This window comes from Dyella sp. (assembly GCF_035277725.1).
GTDB lineage: Bacteria > Pseudomonadota > Gammaproteobacteria > Xanthomonadales > Rhodanobacteraceae > Dyella_B.
Genome location: NZ_DATEJY010000208.1, coordinates 1 through 6,829, shown reverse-complemented (window position 1 = coordinate 6,829; position 6,829 = coordinate 1). Strand labels below are relative to the sequence as shown.

The 6,829-nt window shown below is 60.1% G+C and carries 9 protein-coding genes and 1 tRNA gene; 8 read left to right on the top strand and 2 right to left on the bottom strand.

The window, feature by feature from the left end; all coding sequences use genetic code 11:
• Nucleotides 1–63 precede the first annotated feature (63 nt).
• The 7 genes from VJR68_RS17795 (at nt 64) to VJR68_RS17765 (ending at nt 4,791) form a co-directional block, all read left to right on the top strand.
• A tRNA-Gly gene (locus tag VJR68_RS17795) sits at nt 64–137 on the top strand.
• Nucleotides 138–161: 24 nt separating this feature from the next.
• Nucleotides 162–698, top strand: a complete 537-nt coding sequence (locus tag VJR68_RS17790) for a hypothetical protein (RefSeq protein ID WP_324149890.1) — start codon at nt 162–164, stop codon at nt 696–698.
• Between the two features lie 35 nt (nt 699–733).
• Nucleotides 734–955, top strand: coding sequence for a hypothetical protein (locus VJR68_RS17785; protein ID WP_324149888.1), 222 nt, complete (start codon nt 734–736; stop codon nt 953–955).
• Between the two features lie 203 nt (nt 956–1,158).
• Nucleotides 1,159–1,608, top strand: coding sequence for an ATP-dependent zinc protease (locus tag VJR68_RS17780; protein WP_324149887.1), 450 nt, complete (start codon nt 1,159–1,161; stop codon nt 1,606–1,608).
• Nucleotides 1,605–2,498: a 30S ribosomal protein S6--L-glutamate ligase gene (gene rimK, locus VJR68_RS17775; protein ID WP_324149885.1), complete on the top strand. Its 894-nt coding sequence runs from the start codon at nt 1,605–1,607 to the stop codon at nt 2,496–2,498. The genes VJR68_RS17780 and rimK overlap by 4 nt, the downstream gene beginning before the upstream one ends.
• Before the next feature lie 336 nt (nt 2,499–2,834).
• Nucleotides 2,835–3,521, top strand: coding sequence for a response regulator transcription factor (locus tag VJR68_RS17770; RefSeq protein ID WP_115494911.1), 687 nt, complete (start codon nt 2,835–2,837; stop codon nt 3,519–3,521).
• Nucleotides 3,505–4,791: a HAMP domain-containing sensor histidine kinase gene (locus VJR68_RS17765; protein WP_324149883.1), complete on the top strand. Its 1,287-nt coding sequence runs from the start codon at nt 3,505–3,507 to the stop codon at nt 4,789–4,791. Before VJR68_RS17770 ends, VJR68_RS17765 begins: the two co-directional genes overlap by 17 nt.
• A 71-nt stretch (nt 4,792–4,862) precedes the next feature.
• On the opposite strand, the gene VJR68_RS17760 is transcribed toward VJR68_RS17765, so the two are convergent.
• Complete coding sequence (locus tag VJR68_RS17760) at nt 4,863–6,245, bottom strand: L-serine ammonia-lyase (protein WP_324149882.1); 1,383 nt, start codon at nt 6,243–6,245, stop codon at nt 4,863–4,865.
• A gap of 77 nt (nt 6,246–6,322) precedes the next feature.
• Between VJR68_RS17760 and VJR68_RS17755 the strand changes: the two genes are divergently transcribed.
• Nucleotides 6,323–6,550, top strand: a complete 228-nt coding sequence (locus VJR68_RS17755; protein ID WP_324149881.1) for a glutaredoxin family protein — start codon at nt 6,323–6,325, stop codon at nt 6,548–6,550.
• A gap of 29 nt (nt 6,551–6,579) precedes the next feature.
• On the opposite strand, the gene VJR68_RS17750 is transcribed toward VJR68_RS17755, so the two are convergent.
• Nucleotides 6,580–6,829, bottom strand: a 250-nt coding sequence (locus VJR68_RS17750) for a YceI family protein (RefSeq protein ID WP_324149879.1), incomplete at its 5' end; no start/stop codon positions are given.

Sequence of the window (6,829 nt, the reverse complement as noted above, 5' to 3'; positions counted from 1 at the left end):
AAAAAAGCGGGACGAGTCCAGGATTCCCAAAGCCGCATCCGCCGGTTACCATCGCCCGGCATTGCGGGTGTAGCTCAATGGTAGAGCTGTAGCTTCCCAAGCTACTGACGAGGGTTCGATTCCCTTCACCCGCTCCATTTTGCTTGCACCGGATCTGCTTCGTGAAATCTGCCAGTAAGGCAGCATGGATTTCGCCTGTGAAGGCGCGGACTAGGGAAGAGGCGATGGCGACCACAAGTACTGACTTATATCGGTCGGTGATGGGCAATGACTTCAAGAGCATCAAAGTCGGGATTTATCCAGGCGACGGCGTGCTCGATCCGCGCTGGGAGTCGACCCAATATTTCAGCAAAAAGCTGAATAAGTGGATGACCAGTGAGGCTGACGTCGATGTGGCGGGCGGAAAAGATGGTCCGGAGGTACTGCCAGGGGGCGGTACATCACTGCATGACGTTTCGGGTTGGTTTCCCAGCAAGGAATTCTGGATTCCAGAGGGGACCGAGTACTCGGCGGAGCTTATCGAGATCCGCAGAGATCCTAAGTTGAAAACCAGCCAGTACAATCCGAAGCTCAAGGGGTATCACTATCAACTTGAGCCACGCACACGAATGACCGTTCTGGCGTTCAAGGGGGCTTTGGACAATATGGCGCGGGCTGCGGTTGCCAGGCAGTGTGAGTTGGCCAAGGCCAAGGGCTGAGGTTGGCAGTAGCCAAGGTTTCATAGGAGCGTTTTGTGCCCGAAATCAGCAACCAGACACTAGTCATCGCGATTCAAGCGGTTGCCGCGGAAATCCGTGCCCTGCGTGAAGCCTTGTCCGAGGGTGAAGCGGAGCCCGAGGAATATCAGTTGCTTGAGGATCGCCTGCACGCCGCCGAGGACTTGGAGCGCGCCTATGAAATTGCCGCGCGAACGGTGATCAACCTGCCGCCCTATGACGAATTGGTTGGCACCTGATTTCACGGCTGGCGTGCACGGCATTCAAGCACTATGGCCCTGATACAGGCGGCATAAAACATTCGGCTTTTGTTGAGTTTGGCGGCCCGCGCCAGCTACGCTAGCGAGGTTCCCCGTGTAGTAAGAGTTGAATGTTGTCAGCTCCTGCCGCATCAGTCCCTTTTTGGCCCCCTCCGAAATAACTCAAGACAGCGTGCGCTGACATGGCGGATGTGATCACCCTCGGTTGGCGGGAACGCTTGGCATTGCCGCAGTTCGGCATCGCCTCTCTCAAGGTCAAGCTGGATACCGGCGCGCGCAGCAGTTCACTGCACGTGGATGAGTTGGAAACCTTTAGCCGCGATGGACAGACCTGGCTGCGCTTCATGGTGGGCCTTGGCCGCCGTTCGGTGCGCCAGGTGCAGTGCGAAGCACCGGCGTGCGACCGACGAGTGGTGGTCGATACCGGCGGCGGGCGCAGCGAGCGCTGGTTTATCCGTACGGAAGTGAAGCTGGCCGGCGAACGTTTTGAAGTTGACATAAATCTGACGGATCGCCGGCACATGCTGTTTCCTATGCTCTTGGGGCGCACCGCCTTGATCGGGCGCTTCAAGGTCGATCCCGCCCTTTCCTATACCCTGCCCAAACTCGCGCATACCCATAACCAGCCATGAAAATCGCCATCCTCTCGCGTAATGCGCGGCTGTATTCGACCCAGCGCCTGGTCGAAGTGGCGCGCGAGCGTGGCCATGTCGTGCGCGTACTCGACCCGCTGCGCTGCTACGTGCGCATTGCGCCGGGCGAAGTGGAGATTCGCTACAAGGGCAAAGCCCTGCACGATATTGATGCGGCGATTCCGCGTATCGGCACGTCGAGCACGTTCTACGGCACAGCGGTATTGCGCCAGCTCGAAATGATGGGCGTGTACACCCCTAATTCGTCGGACGCCGTGCTGCGCGCGCGCGACAAATTGCGCTGCCTGCAGATTCTTGCCGCGAAAGGCCTGGACATGCCGGTGACGGTCTTTGGTGACAACCCGGATGACACCACCGACGTGCTCGACATGCTGGGCGATCCCCCGCATGTGATCAAACTCAACGAAGGCAGCCAGGGCACCGGCGTGGTGCTGGCGGAAAAACGCAGCGCTTCGCAAAGTGTGGTGGAAGCCTTCCGCGGCCTGTATGCCAACTTCCTGGTGCAGGAATTCATTGCCGAAGCCAAGGGCAGCGACCTGCGCTGTTTCGTGGTCGGCGGCCAAGTGGTGGCGGCCATGCAGCGCGACGCAGTGGCCGGTGAATTCCGCGCCAATCTGCACCGTGGCGGTACCGCCGTGGCCGCCAAGTTGACCCCGGCGGAGAAGCGCATTGCGGTGGATGCCGCCGAAGCGTTGGGGCTTGGTATTGCCGGTGTCGACCTCTTGCGCTCCAAGCGCGGTCCGCTGGTGCTGGAGGTGAATGCATCGCCGGGCCTGGAGGGCATCGAGGCGGCATCGGGGGTCAACGTGGCCGAGCACATCATCCGCCACCTGGAACGGCACGTCGCCAAGGCTTCGAAACGCGCTTGAGCGCCTTCACGTTCCGCACACAAGTTTCAACGCATGCAGACGCATTAACCAAGCAGTGAGTACGGGTTAACTACCACGTAACCGCCTCGCCCCTATAAAGGCACCACTGTTTGTTTGCTCGCTACTTCAATCGCAAGTGCGACAGCAGACGACGGTATCGGGGCAGTAGCTTCAGCCCGGGTGCGGCGGCGTAAGGTCGCGGTATCCGGGCTTTTTCTTTGCCTGGATTCTCCGTTCGGATATCGGTATTCAGGATGGCGCTTAACATTTGCGCCGCACTCTCGTTAAGCTTGGCGACGTCCCGACCGGTACGCCGGTTGCGTAGCGGAGAAACGCATGCGCGTTCTAGTGATTGAAGATAACAGCGATATCGCCACCAACATTGGCGATTATCTGGAAGATCGCGGTCATGTGGTGGATTTCGCCGGAGATGGCGTGACCGGTCTGCATCTGGCCGTGGTCCATGACTTCGACGTCATCGTGCTCGACCTGACCTTGCCCGGCATGGACGGCCTGGATGTCGCCCGCAAGCTGCGCCATGAAGCCCACAAGCAAACGCCGGTGCTGATGCTGACCGCCCGCGACGCGCTGGAGCAGAAGCTCACCGGCTTCGAGTCGGGCGCAGACGACTACATGACCAAGCCCTTCGCCCTGCAGGAACTGGCCGCACGTCTGGAAGTGCTGGCGCGCCGCGGCAAGGGCCCGCAGAGCCGGGTGCTGAAGGTGGCCGACCTGACCTACAACCTGGACACCCTCACGGTGACCCGCGATGGCAAGTCCATCCAGCTCAACCCGATCGGCTTGAAGCTGTTGCAGGCGCTGATGGAGGCCAGCCCGTCCGTGGTCACGCGCCAGGACCTGGAGCAGAAAGTGTGGGGCGAGGAGCTGCCCGACAGCGACAGTCTGCGTGTGCACATCCACGGCCTGCGCGCCGCGATCGACAAGCCGTTCGAAAAGGCGTTGATCCATACACGACACGGCATCGGTTACCGCATGGTCGATCCGGATGCAGTCCAGGCGTAAGCTTCGTTTCCGCCTATTGATCTCGTTCGCGCTGTTTGGTTTTGGCCTCAGCGCGTTGTTTGCTGTGGCTTCGTTGTATGTGCGCGCAAAGGTTGAGGACCAATTAGTGGCGGCTGCTCTACAGGCCGACGTCGACCAAGCGGTTGATAAAACTATTGAAAATCCTAACCAACCCGTCGTATCCGAACTGGTCAAGGCCTGGATCAAGAGTGATCGCACACTCTATAAAATGCCGCTTGCTTGGCAGAGCCTAAGTACAGGCGTCCATGACATGTATGAGGCCGATGAGAGTGGACGTATTCGGCATTACAAGCTTGCAGTGCGACGAAAGGATGGAATCATCGGATTTATCCGTTATGACATTAGTCGCGAGGATATTGGCAAGCGTCAACTTATTACCTCGTTGGTAATTTCTGTCATTTTGTTCAGCCTGCTGTCGTTGGCTATCGGCATGTGGCTGTCGCGTAAAGTGCTCAAACCGGTTACCGAACTTGCGCGGCGTCTACGCGATTTCCGCAAGGCAGGGCGCGCCGAACCACTGGCGCCTCACTTTGCCGATGACGAAGTGGGCGAACTCGCCCAAGCACTCGACGAATACTCCACGCGCCTGACTGCGATGGTCGAACGCGATCGCGAATTCAATTCCGATGTCAGTCACGAATTGCGTACGCCGCTGGCGGTAATTTCCAGCACTACCGAATTGCTGCAAGGCTCGCCCGACCTTACCGACAAATTGCGCGAACGCCTGAAGCGCATCGAACGCGCCTCGCGCCAGGCGACCGAGCTGATCGAAGCACTATTGTTGCTATCCCGCGCCGAACGCCGCGGACCGACGCGCGGCGAAATCACCGAAGTCGCGAAAGTGGCTGCCGATGTGATCGAAAGCCAACGCCCGCAGATTCGCGATAAGCCGCTTGAAGTCGAATTGCTGCAAAACGATGCGGTAACCGTGAACGCACCTGCTTCCGTCTTGTCCGTGGCGCTTACCAACCTCATCGGCAACGCCATCAAATACACGCTGGAAGGCTGCGTTACGGTGCAGGTAGAAAAAGGCCGCATCGATATCATCGACACCGGCCCCGGCATCAAGCCCGAAGATGCGGAACGTCTATTCCAGCGCGGCGTGCGTGGTGAAGGCGCTGGCGGGAGCGGCGCCGGCCTGGGCTTGGCGATCGTTCGACGCCTGTGCGAACTCTACGGCTGGGATGTGTCGATGAGACCGCGCACGGATGCCAATGGAGCGATTGCGAGCATCGTATTCGAGCGGTGAATGTAGGTTGGGGTGCAAACCCCAACGTTGCCATGCACACCGTTGCGTTAGGGTCTGCACGCCAACATGCCTCAGCACTCGATCACGTTGACCGCCAACCCGCCGCGTGACGTTTCCTTGTACTTGTCCTTCATATCCAGGCCCGTATCGCGCATGGTCTTGATCACCTTGTCGAGCGATACGCGATGCTTACCATCGCTCTTCAGCGCCATGCGGCTGGCGTTGATGGCTTTGACGGCACCCATCGCATTGCGTTCGATGCATGGAATCTGCACCAGGCCGCCGATGGGGTCGCAGGTGAGGCCGAGGTTGTGTTCCATGCCGATTTCGGCCGCGTTTTCGATCTGATGGATGCTGCCGCCTAATGCTGCGGTAAGGCCGCCGGCAGCCATGGAGCAGGCCACGCCCACTTCACCCTGGCAACCGACTTCGGCGCCGGAGATGGATGCATTTTCTTTGTAGAGAATGCCGACCGCCGCGGCGGTAAGCAGAAAATCGATCACGCCGTGTTCGTCGGATTTCGGGCAGAAGCGGTGGTAGTAGTGCAGCACGGCGGGCACGATGCCGGCGGCGCCATTGGTCGGTGCCGTCACCACGCGTCCGCCGGCGGCGTTTTCCTCGTTCACGGCCAGCGCGTAGAGGTTCACCCAGTCGAGAATGGTGAGTGGATCCTTGAGTGACGCCTCGGGCTGGTTGCGCAGTTCCGTCGCCATTGCCGGTGCGCGGCGTGTCACTTTGAGACCGCCTGGCAGCGTACCTGGTGAGCGCAGGCCACGCTCGACGCAGCCCTGCATGGCTTTCCAGATGGTGAGTAACCCGACGCGGATGTCGGCTTCGCTCCGCCAGACCTTTTCGTTTTCCATCATCAACTGCGGGATGGTCAGGCCATGCTGCTCGCACAACGCCAGCAGTTGTTCGCCGGTGTGGAACGGGTAGGGCTGCTCGGTGGTGTCGGCGACGATGCGGTCCTCTGCCGCTTCATCGTGATTGACGACGAAACCGCCGCCCACCGAGTAATAATCGCGCGTGGCCAGTTCGTTGCCATCGGCGTCATACGCGGTGAAGCGCATGCCGTTGGTGTGGAACGGCAGCTTCTGGCGCTTGTTGAACACCAGGTCACGCTTTTCGTCGAAATCGATCTCGTGCTTGCCCAGCACGCGAATGCGGTGGGCGGTGCGCACGCGCTTCAATATTTCCGGAATCATGTCGGGATCGACCGTATCCGGATGCTCGCCTTCAAAGCCGAGAATCACGGCCTTGTCGGTGCCGTGCCCGCGGCCGGTCATCGCCAGCGATCCGTAGAGTTCCGCGCGCACGCGGGTGACGCGATCGAGCACGCCTTTTTCCTCCAGCCAGCGTTCCGAAAAACGGGCCGCCGCACGCATGGGGCCAACCGTGTGAGAGGAAGACGGGCCAATGCCGACCTTGAAGATATCGAAAGCGCTGACAGCCATGGGGGACGCTGCGGGGACGGGGATGAACCGGCTATTCTACGCGGACGTTTCTGCCGGGGCATTCTGCAAGCGCACGTATGGTCGATTTCGTGCTCTATCAACGCGATTACTGTCACTTGTGCGACCTTGCGCTGGCCGTGCTGGCCGAGGCGCGCGCGCCAGATTTCGATAGCGTGTGGGTGGACGACAGCCAGGAACTGGAGGGGCGCTACGGCACGCGTGTGCCGGTGTTGCGCAATCTGCGCGATGGGCGCGAGTTGGATTGGCCGTTCGACGCCGCCGCCGTGATGCAATGGCTACGGTAGGTTGGGGTTCGCACCCCAACCTACGTGGCTTACCTGGAGGCGAGCACCAGATGCGCGGTGACCTTCACATCCGGCCCGATCACCGATGTGTCGGCATATTGCCCACCACCCACGCCAAAATCCAGCCGCTTCACCGTGCCGGTAACATCCAGCGTGGCGCCGTTGCCTTGCGGCTTGAACACCACGTTCAAGCTCACCGGCTTGGTTACGCCGCGCAGCGTCAACATGCCATCGGCAACCACGTGGCTGCCTTGCTGATGAAACGCCGTGGTAACGAAA